The sequence below is a fragment of the Lihuaxuella thermophila genome (assembly GCF_900110165.1).
Taxonomy (GTDB): domain Bacteria; phylum Bacillota; class Bacilli; order Thermoactinomycetales; family Thermoactinomycetaceae; genus Lihuaxuella; species Lihuaxuella thermophila.
This window is the reverse complement of the sequence record NZ_FOCQ01000003.1, coordinates 130,739-152,544: the sequence shown is the minus strand read 5'-3', so window position 1 is coordinate 152,544 and position 21,806 is coordinate 130,739. Positions and strand designations below refer to the sequence as shown.

At 50.5% G+C, this 21,806-nt stretch carries 20 protein-coding genes; 16 read left to right on the top strand and 4 right to left on the bottom strand.

The window, feature by feature from the left end:
* Positions 1 to 37: 37 nt before the first annotated feature.
* The 11 genes from BMW55_RS04290 to BMW55_RS04240 all read left to right on the top strand — a co-directional run bounded on the left by BMW55_RS04290 (position 38) and on the right by BMW55_RS04240 (position 11,895).
* Positions 38 to 1,204, top strand: coding sequence for an acyl-CoA dehydrogenase family protein (locus BMW55_RS04290; protein ID WP_089965699.1), 1,167 nt, complete (start codon positions 38 to 40; stop codon positions 1,202 to 1,204).
* Between the two features lie 118 nt (positions 1,205 to 1,322).
* Positions 1,323 to 2,078: an SDR family NAD(P)-dependent oxidoreductase gene (locus BMW55_RS04285; RefSeq protein ID WP_089965698.1), complete on the top strand. Its 756-nt coding sequence runs from the start codon at positions 1,323 to 1,325 to the stop codon at positions 2,076 to 2,078.
* Positions 2,079 to 2,119: 41 nt separating this feature from the next.
* Positions 2,120 to 2,551, top strand: coding sequence for an acyl-CoA thioesterase (locus BMW55_RS04280; protein WP_089965696.1), 432 nt, complete (start codon positions 2,120 to 2,122; stop codon positions 2,549 to 2,551).
* On the top strand, positions 2,548 to 3,330 hold the full coding sequence (locus tag BMW55_RS04275) for an SDR family NAD(P)-dependent oxidoreductase (protein WP_089965695.1): 783 nt from the start codon (positions 2,548 to 2,550) through the stop codon (positions 3,328 to 3,330). Before BMW55_RS04280 ends, BMW55_RS04275 begins: the two co-directional genes overlap by 4 nt.
* Before the next feature lie 35 nt (positions 3,331 to 3,365).
* Positions 3,366 to 4,340, top strand: a complete 975-nt coding sequence (locus BMW55_RS04270) for a quinone oxidoreductase family protein (RefSeq protein WP_089965693.1) — start codon at positions 3,366 to 3,368, stop codon at positions 4,338 to 4,340.
* A 257-nt stretch (positions 4,341 to 4,597) separates the two neighbouring features.
* Complete coding sequence (locus BMW55_RS04265; protein ID WP_089965692.1) at positions 4,598 to 5,167, top strand: TetR/AcrR family transcriptional regulator; 570 nt, start codon at positions 4,598 to 4,600, stop codon at positions 5,165 to 5,167.
* Between the two features lie 79 nt (positions 5,168 to 5,246).
* On the top strand, positions 5,247 to 6,227 hold the full coding sequence (locus tag BMW55_RS04260) for an NADPH:quinone oxidoreductase family protein (RefSeq protein ID WP_089965690.1): 981 nt from the start codon (positions 5,247 to 5,249) through the stop codon (positions 6,225 to 6,227).
* Between the two features lie 239 nt (positions 6,228 to 6,466).
* A complete protein-coding gene (locus BMW55_RS04255) occupies positions 6,467 to 9,454 on the top strand; it encodes a DNA polymerase III subunit alpha (RefSeq protein ID WP_170839734.1) in 2,988 nt (995 codons plus the stop codon).
* A 3-nt stretch (positions 9,455 to 9,457) separates the two neighbouring features.
* The gene (locus tag BMW55_RS04250) at positions 9,458 to 10,243 is read left to right on the top strand and encodes a DUF72 domain-containing protein (RefSeq protein ID WP_089965687.1); all 786 of its coding nucleotides are present in this window, start codon (positions 9,458 to 9,460) and stop codon (positions 10,241 to 10,243) included.
* Positions 10,240 to 10,815, top strand: a complete 576-nt coding sequence (locus tag BMW55_RS04245; protein ID WP_089965685.1) for a uracil-DNA glycosylase — start codon at positions 10,240 to 10,242, stop codon at positions 10,813 to 10,815. The genes BMW55_RS04250 and BMW55_RS04245 overlap by 4 nt, the downstream gene beginning before the upstream one ends.
* 501 nt (positions 10,816 to 11,316) lie before the next feature.
* A complete protein-coding gene (locus BMW55_RS04240) occupies positions 11,317 to 11,895 on the top strand; it encodes an N-acetylmuramoyl-L-alanine amidase family protein (protein WP_089965684.1) in 579 nt (192 codons plus the stop codon).
* Positions 11,896 to 11,967: 72 nt separating this feature from the next.
* On the opposite strand, the gene BMW55_RS04235 is transcribed toward BMW55_RS04240, so the two are convergent.
* From BMW55_RS04235 to BMW55_RS04225, 3 genes are all read right to left on the bottom strand, one after another.
* Complete coding sequence (locus BMW55_RS04235) at positions 11,968 to 12,405, bottom strand: peptidylprolyl isomerase (protein WP_089965682.1); 438 nt, start codon at positions 12,403 to 12,405, stop codon at positions 11,968 to 11,970.
* A 70-nt stretch (positions 12,406 to 12,475) separates the two neighbouring features.
* Positions 12,476 to 13,618, bottom strand: coding sequence for a glycosyltransferase family 4 protein (locus tag BMW55_RS04230; RefSeq protein ID WP_089965680.1), 1,143 nt, complete (start codon positions 13,616 to 13,618; stop codon positions 12,476 to 12,478).
* 171 nt (positions 13,619 to 13,789) lie between these two features.
* Positions 13,790 to 14,056: a hypothetical protein gene (locus BMW55_RS04225; RefSeq protein WP_089965678.1), complete on the bottom strand. Its 267-nt coding sequence runs from the start codon at positions 14,054 to 14,056 to the stop codon at positions 13,790 to 13,792.
* Between the two features lie 226 nt (positions 14,057 to 14,282).
* On the opposite strand from BMW55_RS04225, the gene BMW55_RS04220 reads away from it, so the two are divergent.
* The 5 genes from BMW55_RS04220 (at position 14,283) to ligA (ending at position 20,972) form a co-directional block, all read left to right on the top strand.
* Complete coding sequence (locus BMW55_RS04220; RefSeq protein WP_089965677.1) at positions 14,283 to 15,281, top strand: DUF3048 domain-containing protein; 999 nt, start codon at positions 14,283 to 14,285, stop codon at positions 15,279 to 15,281.
* A gap of 214 nt (positions 15,282 to 15,495) precedes the next feature.
* A complete protein-coding gene (locus BMW55_RS04215; protein ID WP_089965675.1) occupies positions 15,496 to 15,795 on the top strand; it encodes a YerC/YecD family TrpR-related protein in 300 nt (99 codons plus the stop codon).
* A 95-nt stretch (positions 15,796 to 15,890) separates the two neighbouring features.
* The gene (gene pcrB / locus BMW55_RS04210) at positions 15,891 to 16,598 is read left to right on the top strand and encodes a heptaprenylglyceryl phosphate synthase (protein WP_089965673.1); all 708 of its coding nucleotides are present in this window, start codon (positions 15,891 to 15,893) and stop codon (positions 16,596 to 16,598) included.
* A gap of 25 nt (positions 16,599 to 16,623) precedes the next feature.
* Complete coding sequence (gene pcrA / locus BMW55_RS04205; protein ID WP_089965672.1) at positions 16,624 to 18,819, top strand: DNA helicase PcrA; 2,196 nt, start codon at positions 16,624 to 16,626, stop codon at positions 18,817 to 18,819.
* Positions 18,820 to 18,935: 116 nt separating this feature from the next.
* Positions 18,936 to 20,972, top strand: coding sequence for an NAD-dependent DNA ligase LigA (gene ligA / locus BMW55_RS04200; protein ID WP_089965670.1), 2,037 nt, complete (start codon positions 18,936 to 18,938; stop codon positions 20,970 to 20,972).
* Between the two features lie 81 nt (positions 20,973 to 21,053).
* Here ligA and BMW55_RS04195 read toward each other — a convergent pair whose 3' ends face one another.
* Entirely contained in the window at positions 21,054 to 21,782 is a 729-nt protein-coding gene (locus tag BMW55_RS04195; RefSeq protein WP_089965668.1) for a FixH family protein, read from the bottom strand.
* Between the last annotated feature and the right edge of the window lie 24 nt (positions 21,783 to 21,806).

Here is a 21,806-nt window from a genome sequence, read left to right as displayed (position 1 = left end):
TTGACGTCATCGTTTCACCGGAGAGGAGAGAATGCGGATGAATTTCAATTTAACCGATGAGCAGAGAATGATTCAAAAAACGGTCAGGCAATTTGTGGAACGTGAATTAATCCCATTGGAACCGGAAGTCCTTCGCAATGAAAGAGAGGGAAGGCCGGGAATCAGCCGCGAGAAAATTAAAGAGCTTCAGGAGAAGGCAAAGAAGGCCGGATTTTGGGGCATCAATACGCCGGAAGAGTATGGCGGAGCCAATCTGGGAGCATTGATGCAGGCGATCGTTTTAATGGAAATAGGGAGGACCTTCGTTCCATTTAAATTTGGCGGCCATGCAGACAATATTTTGTACTATTGCAATGAATGGCAGAAAAAGAAGTATTTGATTCCCACCATTAACGGAGAGCGGAAGTCCTGCTTCGCCTTAACAGAGCCGGGGGCCGGTTCCGACCCTTCGAATATCAGGATGACTGCTGAGAAAGACGGCAGGCACTATATCCTAAACGGGGAGAAAATCTTTATCACCAATGGCAATGAAGCTGATTTTGCCATGGTGTTTGCGGTGACAAACAAACATGTCAAAGGACACGGCGGGGTCACTTGTTTTCTGGTCGACAGGGAGATGGGGTGGCGGTCCGAGCCGATCCCAACCATGGGAGAATGGGCACCTGCTTCCTTGATTTTCGAAGATGTGCGAGTACCGGAGGAAAATATTCTGGGTGAGCTCCATGGCGGTTTTCGGTTAGGCTTGGAATGGATTTCCTACGCCCGTTGGGTTGTCGGAGCGATTGCCGTCGGAGCCGCCGAGCGTCTCATTCAGATGGCCATTGATTACTCCAAGCAAAGAATCACTTTCGGAAAGCCGATTGCGGAGAGACAAGCCATTCAATGGATGATTGCCGATTCAGCGGTGGAAGTCGAAGCTGCTAAATGGCTCGTTTTGCATGCCGCATGGACGCTTGATCAAGGACGGGACAACCGGCATCTTGCTTCGATCGCGAAGTTATTCGGGGCCCAAATGGGAAACCGTGTGGTCGACCGGGTCCTTCAGATTCACGGAGGGATGGGATATACAAAAGAACTCCCGATCGAACGCTGGTACAGGGAAGCCAGATTGTGGAGGATCTATGATGGAACGGATGAAATTCAGCGTCTGATCATAGCGAGGAATTTGCTGAAAGGGCATGTGAAAATCGGGGAGCTTTTATAGATGGTGGCGGTTGCGGGAAAGTAGATGCAAATTGCTGGGATGGTACGGCTCCAACCTTCATGGGAGGCTCATCAGAGAAGACCGGGTCTTTATATGAAAAGGAAACGGGGGGATGGGAATGCGGTTAACGAACAAAGTAGCAATCGTAACAGGGGGTGGAAGCGGGATCGGCCGTGCCACCGCCCAAAAGTTTGCTCATGAAGGAGCCAAGGTGGTTGTTGCCGATGTGAATCGGGAATCAGGAACGAAGGTTGCAAATGAAATAAAAGAGCAAGGGGGAGAAGCGGTTTTCATCGCGGTTGATACTTCTTCCTATGCAAGCGTCGAATCGCTTGTTCAACAAACATTGGGAGTTTACGGAAAGTTGGATATCATGTTCAACAACGCGGGGATCACGAACACGCGATATCATGTGCTCGACATGCCGATTGAAGAATATCACCGAACCGTAGCGGTGAACCAGCACGGGGTTTTCTACGGAATCAAGGCTGCGGCAAACGCGATGAAAGATCACGGCGGCGTGATCATCAATACGGCTTCCATCTATGGATTTATTGCTGATCGTAAACATTTTCCTTATCACGCCAGCAAAGGAGCCGTGGTCATGATGACAAAATCGGCCGCACTGGATTTGGCCCGTTTTAACATCAGAGTGGTCGGAATTGCCCCAGGCCTGATCGATACGAACATTGTAAGTGAGATCAGGAATGATCCGGCGCTGTGGAACCAGATTGAAAAGGCACAGATGAGAGGCAAAGCAGGGACCCCGGAAGAAGTCGCTCAGGTGGTAACTTTTCTGGCCAGCGACGAGTCTTCCTTTATGAACGGACATGTTTTTTTCGTTGATGATGGATCTGCTTCATTCAAGCGTTAAAATGAACATAAACAGAGCTTGAATGAAAGGAAGAACTCACCATGTTCAGGACAATCATTCATCCACGGGTGTCTGAAACGGATGGAGTAGGCCATATCAACAATACAACCATTCCGGTCTGGTTTGAAGCAGGACGGGACGGAATCTTTCAAATGTTCATGCCGGATCTTTCATTTGATGATTGGAAGTTAGTGATTGTGAACATGAACATCGATTATGTAAGACAACTTTTTTACGGAAAGGAAGTGGAGGTCTTCACTTGGGTGAAGAAAATAGGCAACACCAGTTTTGTGCTCTATGAAGAGATGTATCAAGATCATCAGTTGTGTGCAAAAGGAACGGCCACCTATGTAAATTTTAATCAAAAGACTCAAAAACCGGAGCCGATTCCCCATCCTATACGCGAACAGCTGGAGGCCCATCTGTTCCATGAACATGAGATCCGTGACGGATCGAGAGGAGAATCGACATGAACCGTTTTTCGGGGTGTATTTCGGTGATCACCGGAGCCGGCAGCGGAATTGGTAAAGCTGCGGCGATTCGTTTGGCTCAGGAAGGATCAAAGGTTATTCTTGTTGGACGAACCCGGGAAAAGCTGATGAATGTGGCGGATGAGATTCATCAAAGCGCTCCTGAATCCGCCGGGGTTTATGTGGCGGATGTGACCGATGAGCATGATGTGACGGTTTTAGCACAATATGTAAAAAGTACGTATGGTGATTTGCATGTGTTGATCAATAATGCAGGGGGCTCGTTCTATTCTTCGGTCAGTCATCTTCCTGCAGAAGAGTGGGATCAAGTATTCGCTTTAAATTTGAGGAGTGTTTTTCTTGTGTCCAAACTATTAGGCCATGTGATGATTTCCGCCGCCAGCCGGGAAGATTCGAATCAAAGAAAAGACAGAGCCATTGTGAATGTGGCCTCTCTGTCCGGGCATAAACCAGGAGCGCGAATTCCGCACTACAGTGCATCCAAAGCAGCCGTGATTAATTTTACAAAAGCGCTTGCCGGAGAGTATGCTCCCTACGGAATTCGCGTCAATTCCGTTTCACCGGGCTTTGTCGAAACCCCGTTAACAGAAAAAGGATTGCAAAATGACAGCTTTGTCGAAGCGATCAAAAGACATACCGCCCTTAAACGGGTGGGGCGTCCGGATGAGATTGCCAATGTGATTGCGTTTCTTGCTTCCCAGGAATCTTCCTATATGACAGGTTCTGATGTTCTCGTTGATGGAGGATGGTTGATCACTTAAATGTTTCTATGAACGGACAAGGAGGAGTCAAGCGTATGAAGGCCATTCAATTTAGCAAGTATGGAGATCCCGATGTTTTACAAGTCGTCGATCTTCCGATACCAACATTAAAACCCGGTGAAGTTTTGGTGCGGGTCAAGGCTGCGGGGGTTAACTTTGCGGACACGATGCGTCGTCGCAACCAATATTTGGTGAAAACTCCGCTCCCCTACATCCCGGGATCCGAAGTGGCAGGTGTGATTACACAAGTGTCTCCCGAAGTAACCCATTTTAAAGTAGGGGATCGCGTAGTCGCCTTAACTGAAAACGGATGCTATGCAGAGTATAAGGCTCTTCATGAAAAGGAGCTGGTACGCATTCCGGACCGGGTGGATGAAGAGCATGCAGCTGCTCTCCTGCTTCAGGGGCTGACCGCGTACCATATATTGAAGACATCGGGGAGAATGGTTCCGGGTGAGTCCGTACTGGTTCATGCCGCAGCCGGAGGGGTTGGCACGCTGGCTGTTCAACTGGCAAAGTTGATGGGGGCCGGGCAAGTGATTGCGACGGCCAGCCATCCGGAGAAATTGGAGTTGGCACGCTCATTGGGAGCGGATGCCGGGGTCAATTATACGGAGGAAAATTGGAAGGACCAGGTGATGGAGATCACCGGCGGAAAAGGGGTCGATATTGTTCTGGAAATGGTTGGAGGGGATATCTTTAAGGAAAGCCTGAACTGCCTGGCAACTTTTGGACGACTCATCGTCTACGGCCGGGCAGGCGGGGAAAAAACCCGGTTTGATCCAACGGTCCTTATGCATCGGAATACGAGTGTGGAAGGGTTCTGGCTGCCCCGTATCATGCAGCGTCCTGATTTGTATCGAGAGAGTGTGAAGGACCTGCTGAACTATGTGGCAGAGGGCAAATTAAAAATCATGATCGGACAAAAATTGTCATTGACACAGGCAGAAAAGGCTCATCAACTTCTGGAAGAACGGCAGACAACAGGGAAGATCATTTTGATCCCTTAATGAAAAACAGGCCCCTTTCCGTTTACATGAGCCTGTCCAACCAGTGGGTTTTTTGAATCTTTTTCTGATTGTTGATGATGAAACCCTCACCCATTATAATTGTCTTAATAATTTTTCGAACACTCCTCCGTCTGCAAGGGGGACCGGAGCGACCTCTCCTGCACGCAGAAGCTGACCAGGCTGATTCCGCAATTTCCGGGGTTCAAACAACAGCGGTAGTTGATCCATCACAGGCTTAAGGAGAAAGGGGCCTTATTGTGAAACAAAAAATTGTAGAAGAGAGTATTAAATTATTTGAAATAAAAGGCTACAGTGAAACATCGATTCAAGATATTGTAGACGCGCTTGGAGTTACCAAAGGGACTTTTTACTATTATTTTGATTCGAAAGAACAGTTATTAATGGATATTCAATTAATGTATATCAATGAACTCTTGGAAAGACAGCAAGAAATCCTGCTTGATCCGAATAAGGACTGTAAAACGAAGGTATTTGAAAATATCCGGTTATTAATCAAGCAAATCAGAACCCATGGGCGTAAAGCGAAGATATTCTTTCGTGAATTGATGAACCTGAATCCGGATCATTATTTGATCATCAAACACAAAAGAAGTCAATTCCGGCTCAATTTGCAAAAAATAATCGAAATGGGCATGGAAAGAGGAGAATTCCGAACAGATTTACGGGCTGATCTGGTGACATTTTCGATTCTGGGAATGTGCAATTGGAGCTACAATTGGTTTAATCCTGATGGTCCTGCTCCGGATGACGAACTGATTCAAACCTATGTCGAGATCCTGCTGAAGGGGATCAATCACAAAAACTGATTTCACATTGATCATACCAACTGGTTGGTATGCAGATGGAGGCCCCGAGGTGAAACCGGCAGATAGAGGAGGAAAAGTGATGCGCGCTTGGATGGTCAAAGAGCTGGGGGAACCCGGTGAAGTATTGCATCTGGAGGAGATCCCCAAGCCACAGCCGGGTGCAGGAGAAGTATTGATTAAAGTGGAAGCGGCTGCTCTAAATTTTTTTGATATTTTGTTGTGTCAGGGAAAGTATCAGCAAAAACCGCCGATCCCTTTTACTCTCGGATCGGAAATTTCCGGAACCATTGAGTCGGTCGGTGAAGGAGTTTCCCTCAAAGCAGGTCAGCGGGTATTAGCCACGCCGTCGTTACCGTCCGGAGGTCTCGCGGAATGGGTCTCGGTGCCGGAAGAATTTGTCTATCCGATTCCGGATTCAATCTCCTGGAATGAGGCTGCAGCGATGTTTGTCACCTACCAGACCGCTTATTACGCTTTGCATCGATGCGCAAAAATACAGCCCGGAGAAGTGTTGTTGGTGCATGCAGGGGCCGGTGGAGTAGGTTCTGCGGCCATCCAATTAGGGGTCGCCGCGGGGGCGCGGGTTTTTGCCACTGCGGGCGGTGCAGAAAAAGTTCAAATTTGCAAAGATCTGGGGGCTGAGCTGGCCGTTGACTATCTGACAGAGGATTTTGTGACGATTGTAAACCAGGTAACGAACCGGCGTGGAGCCAATGTGATTTTTGACCCGGTTGGCGGGGATACATTCGATCGGTCCCGAAAGTGCATTGCCTTTGAAGGACGATTGCTCGTGATCGGTTTCGCCGGTGGCCGAATCGCCGATGCACCTACGAATCATGCATTGGTGAAAAATTATTCTGTGGTCGGGGTTCATTGGGGCTTGTTCCGCCAACTCATGCCGGAACGCGTTATCGAAGCACATCAGCACCTGATGTCCTTATACGGACAAGGTGCGATCCGTCCCGTTGTCTACCGGGAGTTTTTGTTTGAAGAGTTACCCGAAGCGCTGAATCTATTGGCGAACCGAAAAACATGGGGAAAACTCGTCATTAAACTGTAGCCGGAATAGCAATAAGCGAGATATGTTTATGAGCGGATGAAAGGGATCCCGGCAGCCTATATCCGTGATCAATGGATCAAGAAGATCAGGTTTCGCGCCTGGTCTTTGTTTATTGTAATCCTCTCATTATTCGCCTCAGACCGGCTCTGATTCCGTTCCATTTACCATCCATCCCCAATGGACAACGATTTCCTTGTTTCCCTATAATAGGAACAAATGTTCCGGACGGAGGCTTTCTCGTGGAATTTGTGCATCTCCATGTTCATACCGAATACAGTCTGCCGGAAGCGGTCTGCCGCTTGGAGGAGCTGATCAAAAAGGCGAAATCGCTGGGGATGACTTCGTTGGCCATTGCCGATCAGGAGACGATGGACGGGGTGATTCGTTTTTATGAATTGGCCCGAAAATACGGGATTCATCCGATTATCGGCTGCGAAATGAAGGTTGAAGACGGAGGAATGCTGATTCTGCTGGCAGCGACCCACAGAGGTTACCAACAGATGGTCGGATGGTTGAATAACGGCTTCCGGCCACCCGATTCCCATGGCGATGTAATCGCCCTCTCCGGAGGAAGAAACGGCACCATCCATCATCTGCTCAGGAATGGGCACCTGGACCGGGCCAAAGGAAAAGCAGCAGAATATGTAAAATGGTTTGGGAAAGAAAATTTTTATCTGGAGATTCAACATCACGGCTTTGCCGAAGACCAAACGATGATGGAACGAACCGAATGGCTCTCCAAACAGACCGGGATTCCTCTGGTTGCGACCCATGAGGTTTGTTATCTTGATCGAAATGATGCCTTGCTGGTTGATTTGTTCCAGCGAAAGCAAACTCATCCTCCCGCCCGGACTCCTTTTGATTTTCCCACTCCGCTTGAAATGGAGAAAAAGTTTCGCCATCTTCCTGAAGCTCTGGCAAACACCGTCCGTATTTCCCGGCGTTGCCGGTTTCACTTGCAGCCAGGATCATACAAGTTGCCGAAGTTTCCGGTTCCCGAACCATGGAGCGCGGAAGGTTATCTAAAACATCTGTGTCAGGAAGGTGTGCGCAATCGCTTTGATTTTCGTTTGCTGGATCATGATGAGCGCAACAAGTTGATCCAACGGCTCAATCGGGAACTGACGGTGATCATCAACCGGGGACTTGCCTCCTACTTTCTTATCGTCTGGGATCTCGTTCGTTTTGCTCGAAAGAACGGGATTCCCGTCGGGCCGGGCAGGGGTTCGGCTGCCGGAAGTCTGGTTGTCTACTTGCTCGGTATCACAGAAGTGAATCCGCTTGAATACGGACTTTCTTTTGAACGCTTTTTGAGCCCGGACCGGCCCGATTTACCGGACATTGATCTGGATGTCTGCCAAAGAAGGAGGCAGGAAGTCATCCAGTACCTCAAAGACAGGTATGGAGCGGATCAAGTGATTCATATCGGGGTATTCAATGCGTTCGGGACGAGGGGAGCGGTGAGGGAGGCAGGGAAACGTTTAGATTTGCCGGAAAAACAGATCGACCTTCTGGCCAAGTTGCTTCCTTCTTTTTCCGGGAAGGGGGGAATCCGCCATTGTGTCGAGAGCCTGCCGGAGTTCACCAGGATCCCGGTCCGCAAAGAGCCATATCAATCACTCTTCCGGCTGGCAGAACGTTTGGAGGGGCTTCCCCGCCATCATTCCAGCCATCCTTCGGGAATGCTGATTGGAGACGGTGATTTGGAGCGTACCGTTCCCTTAAGGCGCAGGCCGGACGGGGATTGGATGACCACCTATGACAAAGAGGATATTGCTTCGCTGGGTCTCTTGAAAATCGATTTGCTCGGGTTGCGCCATCTGACGATCATCCATGATACGCTGAAAGCTGTTTTTGAACGTACAGGCGAACAGATGGAAGTCGGTGAAATTCCCTTGAACGATGAGAAAACATTCCAAACCATCGCGGCCGGAGACACACTGGGCTGTTTTCAATTGGAAAGCATGGGCATCCGGAATTTGATGCGAAGGATGCAACCGAAAAGTCTGGACGATCTGAGTGTCCTGCTCGCTCTGTACCGCCCCGGAGCCTGGCAGGAAGGGATTGTGGAAACTTTTTTGCGCAGGCGAAACGGGGACGAGGAAATTCCCGATTGGTTGCCGGAAATCCAGCCGGTTCTCGCCCCGACTTGCGGCCTGATTCTGTATCAGGAACAGGTGATTCAAATCGCTCAAGCGGTAGCCGGTTATTCCGCGGGAGAAGGGGATTCGTTGCGGCGTGCCCTCTCCAACAAGTCTTTGGATGCGCTGAATGTTCATCGTGAGCGATTTGTGCGGGGAGCGCTGAAAAAAGGGCGGACGAACGAAGAAGCTTCATCCGTCTTCGATTTTCTTGCCCGGTTTGCCGGATACAGCTTCAATAAGGCCCACAGTGTTTCATACGCTTATCTTGCCTATTGGTCGGTTTATTTGAAAACCCATTTTCCCACAGAATTTATGGCTTCGCTGCTCAGTACGGAAGGAGGTTACTACGGCAAAAAAGTATATATCCGGGAAGTGACGAGAATGGGGATTTCCTTGCTCCGCCCGGACATCAATCGCAGCGGGTTCGGGTTCACGCCTGAGGAGAATGGAATCCGGATCGGGCTGAACCAGATCAAGGGATCAGGTCCCGGGTCCGTCGCTCAGCTGTTGCAATCGCGCCAAAAAGAAGGCCCTTTCACCTCTTTTCGGGATTTCGTTGCCAGGATGAAGGGCTGCGGGATAAAAGCACCCGTGTTGAAAGCATGGATCGCTGCCGGAGCGTGTGACGGTCTGGAGGAAAACAGGCGGCAGATGATCCATTCTCTCTGTTCTTGGCAGCTCCCTCTGTTTGACGATTTTTCACCGGATGAAAAACGGAGACTGGAGAAAAATCTGCTCGGGTTTTGTCCGGACGGGGCTCCGTCAAAAAAATGGAGACAATTTATGCATGAGTATCAAATCGTGCCCATTGAATCTTTATCCCGGATGGTTCACCAAACCAAAATCCGCGTCTCCGGGGCCGTGATTCAGTTCAGGCGGCAACGGACCACCGACGGGAAATATCTGCTGGTGCTTGTTTTGCAGGATCACTCCGGGATGGTGGAAGTGGTTTTGTATCCGGAAATTTACAAAGCTTTTCTATATCAATTAAACCCGCTGGGCATAATGGTAGAAGGGAGTCTTCGTACCGGGAATCAGACCTGTCAGGTCATAGCGGAAAAAATTAAGGCCCTCGGGGGATGAACAGTGCTGCTGATCGGAACGGCCGGATACAGTTATGAAGATTGGCGGGGGGTTTTTTACCCCGAAGATATCGACAAAAAAGAGATGCTCGGCTTTTATGCCCGCGAATTTTCTTTTACCGAAGTCAATTCAACCTTTTACCGGATGCCCAACCGCTTTATGCTGTATCACATGCAGGAAAAAACCCCCGAACATTTTCAATTCGTCATTAAAGCCTACCGGGGAATGACGCATAAGCGGGAGGAAAATAAACAGCATTTCATTGAATTTAAGGAAGCGTTGAAACCGCTGATCGAGGCCGGCAAGCTGGGGTGTGTACTCGCTCAGTTTCCGACCAGTTTTCGCAACAGGGACGAAAGCCGCGACTATTTAAAGGACTTCAGGGAACGGATGGATGATATTCCCGTGGTCATTGAGTTTCGTCATGAGGAATGGATCAATGAAAGGATTTTTGAGCTGTTGGAAGAAGAAGAACTGGGCTATGTCTGTGTGGATGAACCCCAGTTTAAAACACTGGTTCCGCCGGTTGTCCGGGCGACCAGCCGCATCGGCTATGTCCGGTTTCACGGGCGGAATTACAAAAAATGGTGGCATCATCAGGAAACCCATGAACGGTATGACTACTTATACACGGAAAAAGAGCTGAAAGACTGGGTTCCCGATATTTTAAAGCTGGCCCGGCGGACGGAAAAGACCTTTGTGAGCATGAATAACCATTACCGGGCCCAGGCGGTGATCAACGGAAGGATGCTGAAAGAATTGCTGGAAAAGGAGGCTGCTCCCCGGTGACGACCCACATCGCCCGACTGGAGGCAATCGCTGATCTCGAAGCTTTGAAAGCCGCTTGTCTTCGCGTGTTTTCGCCGGCAGAAGGGGAGCAGGTGGTATTTGGGGAAGGCCCGGAACGGGCCCGGCTGATGATGATCGGCGAAGCGCCCGGAGAACAGGAGGCCGAATCAGGCCGCCCCTTTGTCGGCAATGCGGGCAGGCTTCTCGATAAATATTTGGCAGAGGCGGGAATGGACCGTGGGGAGGTTTATATTACCAATGTGTTAAAAGTGAGGCCCCCCGGAAACCGCACGCCTAGGAAGTCGGAGATAAAAGAAGCTCTACCCTTTTTGCTCCGGCAAATCGAGTTGGTCCATCCGGTGATTCTTGTCTGCCTGGGGAGTATTTCCGTTCAGGCCGTCATCGACCCGAAAGCGAAAATTACAGAGATCAGAGGGAAATGGGTGGAGAAGGACGGGCTGCAAATCATGCCCACCTTTCATCCGTCGGCGGTATTTCACGATGAAAGCAAACGGGAAGGGTTGAAAAGGGATTTAAAGGAAGCGGGGAAAAGGTTGAAAAGCCTGGAGTGACGGGAGAATTGGTTGGAACCTGTTTCAACGCCAAAAGAAGTGTTAAGGATGTCTTCAGAGCCTTCTATCTGTAAGAAATCGGGTTGGAAGCAAGAAGGAGTTACGAAGATCAAGCACATCGCAACAGTAGCAGTCTATACGGATAACCAGGAAGAGACATTGATATTCTGAACGGAAAAAAGCGGGTTCTGAAGTCGTGCGCGATTCAATCCATGGGTTCGGGCGGAAGGTGGCTGGAAGTGGCAACCCGAGGAGCTGAATCCCGCTTGTCATCTATCCGAAATCAATGATGTCACACTTGCAGGAATTAAAACCGGATGACCGGGCAAAAATGTATCTTTTGTTTGGCCGGGTTCGTCATTTTTCTCTTTTTTAACCAGAGCTGACGAGATAAAATGATTTTGGACTTTATTTTCAGGTTTGGTACATTTCAAGTTGGGATAATGGAGTAATGGAAAGGTTAGGGAGTGGAGTTTGGGTGAAGTGTGAGGTGAAACGAGCATGTTAGTTTGTCTGGATCCGAGGCGCGGGGAAACGGACTACGGCGAGGCGGGATTGAATCTTGCCGGAAAAGAGGTTTGCCTGGATCTGGCTATTCGCATCCAGAGAAAGTTGCAAAACTATGAAGGGATCTCCGTAACGATCACACGCTCCGTGGATGGAAGTGCGAGTGCGGAGGAGAGAAGCCGCTTTGCCAACGAACAGAAGGCGGATCTCTTTATAAGTATTCATACCAATACCTGCCCGGATCTGGCCGCTACGGGATTTACTTCCTATGTGAGTGTGATCGCGGGCTTAAAAGCGAGGAGAATCCAGTGCTGGCTGCACAATCAGATCGTTTGTTTTCTTCGCAATTACGGCATTCATGATATGGGCAAAAAAAATGATACGGAATTCATCGGAGGCCATCTTCGTGAATTGCGGCAAGTCCAGATGCCTGCCATCGCCCTCTCCTTGTTTATTCCGCCCTCCAAACAAAATCAATTACTCTCGGATCCGGAGTTTTTGGATAGATACGCCTCTTGCATCGCGGAAGGGATTGCCAGGATTTACGGGTGTGAGCAAAAAACAGGAGCATGAACGTGCGGGCAAACCATAACAAAAGACTGCTGTCCACAGTTTGGAAACACAGCAGTCTTTTGTTATGTTGCGCTATTCTTCCCACACTTTTACTTCTTTCATCACTGTGCCCGGTTTCATGTTTTTCACGTGTTCCAGCCCTTGGGTCACTTGTCCGAACACGGTATGCACTCCATCCAGGTGAGGTTGGGGCTCGTGAACGATGAAAAATTGTGAAGACCCGGTATCTTTTCCGGCGTGGGCCATCGATACCGCCCCTGGAATATGTTTGTGGGGATTATTTTCAGTTTCGCACGGAATGGTATAACCTGCGCCGCCATAGCCGGTTCCGTAAGGGCAACCGCCCTGGCTGACAAAGCCCGGGATCACGCGGTGAAACTTCAGACCGTTATAGAAACCTTCATTGGCCAGCTTTTGAAAGTTTTTCACCGTCCCCGGCGCAGCTTCCGGAAAAAAATCGATCAAAATTTTTTCCCCGTTTTCCAGCTCAATGCTTCCTTTGACTGCCATCCTTACCCCTCCTTTTCAAATACCTCCCTATTCTATCTCAACTGGCCAAGGGGTTTCAATGATTCATCCTTCAGGCGGATTGTTCGCTCCACGATTGGGCACTTGCCTGTTTATAATGCATGATCACAGGATCCAATATCGAATCCCATGATTGTGTCAAGGCATATTTGCGCGCATTCAGGCTCATTTGCCGCAAAAGATTTGGATTGCTCAACAATTCCGCGATCGCTTCCATCGTACGGCGGGGGGAACGGGGTGTGCAGAGAGTACCGGTAATTCCGTCCTGAATGATCTCCTGCACCCCGCCGGATCGGGCACCGATGGCCGGAGTGCCAGAAGCGAGCGCCTCCAGAACCACATTGCCAAACGTTTCCGTCGAGGAGGGAAAGACAAACAGATCAGCATTGGCATAGGCTTCGGCTAACGCTTTTCCGTTCAGGTAACCGGTAAAAGTGGTCCGCGGCAAGCCGGCTTCTTTCAGTTCCGGAAGCAACGGCCCGTCTCCCACGATCACCCAATGGATTTGTGAACGGAGCGGTTCGGGCATGTTTTTGATCACTTCGGCCAGGATATCGAGATCTTTTTCGGGAGCAAGCCTGCCCGCATAGAGACAAATATAATTTTCATCAATTCCGTATTGGCGCCGAAAGCGGGGATGTTTTTGGCCGGGGTGAAACAGATCGGCATCCACCCCCCGTCTCCATATGTCGACTCTCGGAAAACCCCGCTGAAGGAGCTCCCGTTTGGTCTCAGCGGACGGAACCAGGACCGTATGGCAGGTGGCATGGAACCAGCGCAGGTATTTCCAGATCCAGCCGGACAGGAAACCCAGGCGGTAATATTGAAGATAGCGATCGAAGTGGGTGTGATGGGAAGCGATGAGAGGAATTCCAAATTTCTTGCTGTAATACAAGCCGCACAAACCCATATTAAAGGGGGTGGCAATATGGATCACATCGGGTTGGAAGTCGAGGAGGACTTGGCGGACGGAAGCAAAATTGGGAATCGCGATTCTGCATTCGGGATAGAGAAAAAAAGGAAAACTGGCAAAACGATGGAGGTATTCGGCGTAAAAGTCCGATTTGGAGGTTTCCGGGGCAAAGACATGAGTGGAGATGCCTTTGGCATGCAGGTAGGTTACCAAACGCTCGAGTGTGAGAGAGACACCGTTGACCTGCGGAAGGAACGTATCTGTAAACAACGCGATTTTCAAGCGGTTTCCCTCCTTCAGTGCGGAAGCGCAAAATCGTTCTCTCACCTTAAGCGTAGCCCGGAAATATGAACGGCAAGTTGAGAAGGTGTAAAGGATTGAACGACTCTTGTTTGCAAAAAAAAAAACACCCCCTCTGTCCGGGGGGGGGAATTCATGATTCGATCCGCAACCTCACTTGTTTTTCAACTCTTCCACCAGCCGTGATCCTTCTTCTTTGACGACGCGTTCCACTTCATTGATCTGTTCGATGCTGTTGGGAAGTTGTTGTATTTTTTTCATGTCAGGCTCGAGAAACTGCACCTTTCCGCCGTTGTTGGTATGAACGTAACGGGCGACACTTGCGAGGACTTCCCGGTCATCCTGAAGAATCACATAACGGATGATATAGAAAGGATGCTGATGTTCTTCCAGACCGCGGGTTTGCACAAGGTAAGCCATTTGGCTGCCTCCTTTTCAGCTTCGGGGATTGTAGTTATTGTATCAATATTTGACGGGCTGATCATCCTCTTCCGCTGTGTTCAGCATCAACTCCAGCAAATTGGCGGGGAGGATCCGTTCGTGGTATATTGATACTGTAAAAAAATACCTTTTTTCTATATATCCCATGTCTGTCAACGGCTGATTCGCGTTGGTTTTTCAATCGAATTGAAATGGAGGGGCTGTCATGCGGAAAATAGGCGGATGGTTGGTGTGGGGCTTGTTGATTTTGTCGCTTGCCGCTTGTTCCTTCCTGACTGACAAATCAAAAACGGAACCCGGGCAGAATCAACCAGGTCAAGAAAAAGCGGAAAAGAGAGCACCGCTGACAGGACTTGCGACAGATGCACCGGATCATCCGGTGTTGATGGTGATGGTGAATAACCATCGCGCGGCGCGACCGCAAACAGGGCTCGGCCTGGCAGACGTCGTGGTAGAGATGTTGGCTGAAGGTGAGATTACCCGCTTTGCTGCCTTTTATCACAGCCGAACGGAAGGGACGGTAGGGCCTGTTCGCAGCGTGAGAAACTATTACTTGGATCTGGCGGAAGGATCCAAATCCATTGTGGTGCATGCGGGAGGGGAAACGGAAGCTTTGGCCCGGATTCGCCGGGAAGGCCTCCCCAGCCTGGACGGAATCCATGCGGACAGCCGTTTCTTTACGCGTGTCCCGTTTCGGAAGCCCCCGCATAACCTGTACACGGATCTGAATCAATTATATAAGGCGGCGGAGGAAAAAGGATATCAACCATTACCTCCCCGCGCGGCCTACCTGTTTTCCGACCGGGCGGCTGCGGAAAAAGGAAAAAATGCCGGGCGCATTCAATTGATTTACCATCCGTTGTATCAAGCCGGATATCAATATGATGATGCCAGTAAGTCCTATATTCGTTATACTGAAGGAGAACGCCAAGTGGACCGGGAGTCGAATCAGCCCCTGTCCATGCAGAATGTGTTGGTTGTGTTTGCAAAACATGAGATTATAGATTCAGTCGGACATCGGTCTGTGGATGTGAAGGGAGCCGGAAAGGGATACCTTTTCCAGCGGGGAAAAGCGATTCCGGTGGAGTGGAGATACCGTGACGGATGGATCGTGCCATTCTCCGGAGGAAAAGAGGTTCCGCTGCTTCCGGGAAGAACCTGGGTGAACGTATTGCCGCAAACGGGGAAAGTCTCATTTGAGTAAGGGCTTCACCAACATTTTCATCTGATGGGGAACCTTTTTTGGTGAGGCCTTTTCAGCTAAAATAGATGGGGTGCGCTTGAGGGATCAACCCGTACAAGGATTGAAGGCCATTCGGCGGTACCGGGCCCCGGGTCAAAAAGGACTTTGTTTCTCTGTGTCGAAATTAATGCTTTAAAGGGTAAAAGGCTTCCTTCCGTCATAGGAGGAGAGAATCATGCAACTGGACAAACTGAACAAAAAAGAAGTAGAACAACTTTTCGCCGCGATTCTTAAATTGGAAACGATTGAAGAGTGTTACCGGTTTTTCGATGATTTGTGCACGGTCGGTGAGATCAAATCGCTGGCCCAGCGTCTGGAAGTGGCCCGCATGTTGCAGGAAGGATGCACCTATAATCAGATTGAGTCGGAAACGGGAGCCAGCACGGCTACCATCTCCAGGGTAAAGAGGTGTCTGCATTACGGGACTGACGGCTATAAATTGGCTTTAGACCGGTTGGCTGAAGACCGGGAGTAACCCCGCGACAGGATTGGCGGGGTTTTCTTTTGGTTGCCGTGGCGGTGGTGTATAATAGATTCTATAGGTTTTTTAAGGTCGGAGGGACTTCATACATGCTTGATCGACTGGCAGCAAGATGGAGACATCTGTTTAAACTGGATCCCAACCGGAAACTCTCTGATTTGGCGCTGAAAAAAATTTGTGAATCAGGCACCGATGCCATTATTGTAGGCGGAACGGATGGTGTCACCTTTAAGAATACCTGGGAATTGCTCCAGCGTATCAAAGATTATCCCGTTACGTGTGTGCAGGAGATTTCTTCCATTTCGGCGGTCGTTCCCGGATTTGACGGATATTTGATCCCGACTGTTTTAAATACGGACAATGCTTATTGGATTCATGGTGCTCATCATGAAGCGATCAAGAAATACGGGGAATTTATCCCGTGGGATCATGTTGTATTTGAAGGCTATGTGATATTAAATGCCGATTCCAAAGCGAGCCGCCTGACAGGATGCAAAACGGAGCTGGAAGAGGCGGATGTCACGGCGTATGCCCATTTGGCCGAACATTTGTATCGGTTCCCCGTTTTGTATGTGGAGTACAGCGGCAGGTTTGGCGATGTTGAATTGGTCAAGGCGGCCGGGAAAGTGCTGAAGCAAACGCGCCTGTTTTACGGAGGAGGCATCAGCTCGGAAGAGCAGGCGAAGACGATGGCTGAGTGGGCGGATACGGTGGTCGTCGGAAATCTCATCTATACCAATGTGGAAATGGCCATCGACACCGTCAAATGGGTCAAAGAGACAAAAATGGGTCGTTAGCGAAGCGGAGGCGATGAGCAGAGTGATGAATCAACCGATTTATTCGAGTGAGCAGTTGTTGTCAGGACTCAACCCGATGCAGCGGCGGGCGGTGGAAACGACAGAGGGTCCTGTCCAGATCGTGGCGGGGGCCGGAAGCGGCAAAACCCGTGTCCTCACCCACCGCGTTGCTTATCTCTTGGCGGAGAAGAAGATTCACCCCTGGAACATTCTGGCGATTACGTTTACGAATAAAGCTGCGAGAGAAATGAAAGACCGGATCGTTTCCCTGGTCGGGCCGGTCGCGGAAGAGATCTGGATCTCCACGTTCCATTCCATGTGTGTGCGCATCTTGAGACGGGATATTGACCGGATCGGCTACTCGCGCAACTTTACGATTCTGGACACTTCGGATCAGTTGACAGTCATCAAACAGGTTTTAAAAGAGGAAAACCTGGATCCCAAGAAATTTGAGCCGCGCTCGATTTTAAACAAGATCAGCCAGGCTAAAAACGCTCTTCAGGGACCAGACCAAATGAAGGTTCACGCGAAGAGCTTTCTGGATGAAGTGGCGGCTGAGGTGTATGAAAAGTACCAGCACAAGCTGCGTACCAATGAGTCGCTCGACTTTGACGATCTGTTGATGCAAACCGTTGTTCTTTTTGAACAGGTACCGGAAGTGAAGGAGTATTACCAGCGCAAGTTTCAGTACATTCATGTCGATGAGTACCAGGATACCAACCATGTTCAGTACGTCCTGGTGAAGCTCCTGGCCGGACGGCACCAGAATATCTGCGTTGTGGGAGATTCCGACCAGTCCATTTACCGCTTCCGGGGGGCGGATATCAGCAATATCCTCAACTTTGAACGCGACTATCCGCAGGCGAAGTTAATCAAGCTGGAACAAAATTACCGCTCCACCAAGAAGATCCTGGCCGCGGCCAATCACCTGATCGCCCACAATACGGAGAGAAAGCCGAAAGATTTGTGGACGGAAAATGAGGAAGGAGTTCCCATTCAATTCTTTGAAGCGGGGAGTGAGCATGAAGAGGCGTATTATGTGGCCGACACGATCGTTCAGGGGTACCGGCAGGGGCATCGCTACCGCGATTATGCTGTCCTGTACCGGACAAACGCCCAGTCCCGCGTGATCGAGGACGTTCTGTTAAAAGCGAACATCCCGTACACCGTGGTGGGGGGAATCAAATTCTACGAGCGGAAAGAGATTAAAGATGTGCTCGCCTATCTCCGCCTCATCGTGAATCCCCATGATGATCTAAGCTTGCAGCGGATCATCAACGTTCCCAAGAGAGGCATCGGCGCGGCCACGATGGACAAGATTGCGGCTTATGCGGCAAAGCAGGGAATCCCGCTATTTGAAGCTCTGTTGGAGGCGGAAGAGGTCGGACTGACCAAGCGGGTGATCGGACCGCTCCGGGATTTTGTCCAGCTCATCCAACAAATGCACGCCATGGCAGAGTATTTGTCGGCGGTTGAACTGACGGAAGAAATTCTGGCGAGAAGCGGATACCGCGAAGAGCTGAAAAAGGAAAATACCTTGGAGGCAGCCGGCCGCCTCGAGAACATTGACGAGTTTATTTCGGTTGCACAAGAGTTTGAAAAGCGCAGTGAAGATAAGTCGTTGATCGCCTTTCTGACCGATCTTGCCTTGATTTCCGATATTGACGCGCTGGATCAGCCGGCTGAGGACAAGCCGGACGACGCGGTGTCCTTGATGACCCTGCACAGCGCCAAAGGGCTGGAGTTCCCGCATGTGTTTCTGGTAGGAATGGAGGAGGGGATTTTCCCGCACAGCCGCTCGTTGGATGACGAGTCCGAGATGGAAGAGGAACGGCGCCTTGCCTATGTGGGCATCACCCGGGCCGAAAAGTGCCTCCATCTGTCCCGGGCCCGTACGCGCACCCTTTTCGGCATGACCAGCTCCAATTTGCCTTCCCGCTTCCTGAGCGAAATCCCGGACGATTTGATCGAAGTGGCAGGCAGAAGGAAAAAGGAATCTGCCGTTCACGACATGATGCCGAGGCGCACGGTGATTCGCCCGGTACCCAATACCGAACTGGCGTGGTCGGTGGGGGACCGGGCGGAGCATAAAAAGTGGGGGATTGGAACGGTTGTCCAAGTACAGGGCGAAGGCGAAGAGGTGGAGTTGAACATTGCCTTTCCGGCTCCGGTTGGCGTGAAAAAGCTGTTGGCCAGATATGCACCGATTAAAAAGCTTTAACGGACTGACGGACGAACCGGATGGGGATGTTTCCGATCCGGAGCTCCCTTTCCCTTCACGCAGGGGATTAATGGAAAATCATTCCCTTTTTATAAGAATCAGGGAGGATGAACGGATTGAACTTGCAAGAAGCGAAGCAACGGGCGGAAGAGCTTCATGAGCTCTTGAACGAACATAATTATCGTTACTATGTCCTGGACGCCCCGGTGATCCCGGATGCGGAGTATGACCGGCTGATGCAGGAACTGATCGAACTGGAAAAGCAATTTCCCGAGCTGGTTACTCCCGACTCACCCACGCAGCGGGTGGGAGGCCAGCCTTTGCCTTACTTTGAAAAAGTGGAACACACCCTTCCCATGCTCAGCCTCGGCAACGCTTTTAATGAGAAAGACTTGCGCGAATTTGACGAGCGGGTGCGCAAAGCGGCGGGCGGAAGGACGGTAAAATACGTCTGCGAGCTCAAAATTGACGGACTGGCCGTATCTTTGCGCTATGAGCAGGGAAGATTCGTTTTGGGCGCAACCCGCGGCGACGGAACCGTGGGAGAAGATATCACGCAAAACTTAAAAACGATTCGATCCTTACCCCTTCGCCTCAGGCAGCCGGTCACTCTGGAAGTGCGCGGGGAAGCGTTTATGCCGAAAAAAGCGTTTGAACGCCTCAATGCCGAACGGGCGAAAAAAGGGGAGCCTCTGTTTGCCAATCCCCGTAATGCCGGTGCGGGTTCACTCCGCCAGCTGGACCCGAAACTGGCGGCAGAACGGAACCTGGACATCTTTATTTACGGAACCGGAGCGGTGGAAACAGGTGACCGGTTTGACACGCATACCGAAACGCTTTCCTATCTGGCCGAGCTGGGTTTCAAAGTGAACCCCGAACGCCGGACGGTTGACAGCATTGAGGGTGTGCTGCAATATATCGATCACTGGCGTGAAAGGAGAGCCGGGCTCGGATATGAAATTGACGGCATTGTGATCAAAGTGGATGACCTGGATTTGCGCGAAGAGATGGGAACGACCGCCAAAAGCCCGCGCTGGGCGATTGCCTACAAATTTCCCGCCGAAGAAGCGGTAACCATTCTGGAAGAGATCGAGCTGAATGTGGGGCGCACCGGGGTCGTCACCCCGACCGCTCTGTTAAAACCCGTCACCCTGGCGGGAACCACGGTGAAACGCGCATCGCTTCATAACGAAGATATCATCCGCGAAAAGGGGATCATGCTCGGGGATCACGTGATCGTAAAAAAAGCCGGCGATATCATTCCTGAAGTCGTCGGGGTGCTGGCCAATCAGCGCACCGGGAATGAGCGGCCTTTTGAAATGCCCACCCGCTGTCCGGAATGCGGCAGCCAATTGGTCCGCCTGGAGGGAGAAGTGGCGCTCCGCTGCATCAATCCGCGCTGTCCGGCCCAGACGCGCGAAGGAATCATTCATTTTGTTTCCCGCGGGGCGATGAACATCGAAGGCTTGGGCGAAAAAGTGGTCACCCAGCTGTTTGAAGCAGACCTGGTCCGCAGTGTGGCCGACCTCTATTACCTGAAAAAAGAAGATCTGTTGTCGTTGGAACGGATGGGGGAGAAGTCTGTCAACAACTTGCTCGGGGCGATTGAGGCAAGCAAGCAAAACTCTGTTGAACGCCTGCTGTTCGGACTGGGCATCCGGTTTGTAGGGGCCAAAGGGGCCAAAATTCTGGCCCAGCATTTCAAACATATGGATGTCATCATGGAGGCAACGGAAGAGGAACTGGTACAACTGGAAGAGATCGGGCCGAAAATGGCGGCAAGCATCGTCACATATATGGCCAAACCGGAAGTGCGGGAGACGATTGAGCGTCTCAAAGCGGCCGGTGTCAATATGGAGTACAAGGGAGCCGCCGCCCAGGCTGACCAAGCGGCTGAAGGTGACCATCCGTTTGCCGGAAAAACGGTGGTGATCACCGGTACGCTGGAACGGATGTCGAGAAATGAAGCGACCCGGTTGCTCGAATCTCTGGGAGCGAATGTAACCGGAAGCGTCAGCAAGAAAACGGACCTCCTGATCGCGGGGGAAAAAGCGGGCTCCAAGCTGGATAAAGCGCAAAAGCTGGGCGTTCCGGTCATCGATGAGGAAACATTTTTATCCTGGTTGCCCGAATCAGTCAAAGCATCCATCTGACCCTGAACAAAAAGACCTGCCTGATGGTAAAAGGCAGGTCTTTTATAAAGACATGGGCGGATATAGGGAGATGTCCCAGAGTTATTTAACGGTCAATGCGGTTTCCGTGTGCTCGTGAATGTTGCCCTTCTCTACATGGCAGATCAAGGTGTAATTCCCTTGCTTCAATTTCACTTCCGCCACATACTCACCATTGACCCGTTCCCGGGCCTCTGCATAAATATGTTTATCTTCCTTCTTTTGATAGTATTCAAATTGGACTTGTGCACCGGTGAGCGGGCCTTGCTTGTCCATCACATGTGCGATCAGGGTGGTGTTTTGATTTGCTTTGATATGCTCATCTTTCATCAGATGGATCATGACATGGCCCGTTTGATGTTCCTGACCGTGCTCTTCCGTTTTGGGTGCGGATGTTGCCGCGTGGGAAGAGCGAAGATCGATTTCCTGCGTCACCACTTGCATATTTAGGCCCGTCTTCACGTAGATGGTGAAATGGTAGAATGCAGGTTCGGCAAAAACCTTCTGGATGCTGTATACCCCTTTTTGTGCGGGACGGGCCTTCAACTCTTCGCTCTTGGTCTGGCCTTCCTGCCGGATGTTGACTTTAACATCCGCCTGTTCGACGGGTTTTCCGTCACCGGTTACCGTGAACAGAATGTTTGTCTGCTCCTGGAGCTTGATTTCTTTAGGCTCGGTTTTCACTTTCACTTCTATTTTTTCATACGATCGTGATTCGGCTTGATGTGCGGTTGAACAACCTGTCATCACCAAAACGAGGAACAAGAGAAATGGGAGAGAACGGTTCAGCAAGATCGGATTCTCCTTTTCAGCGTG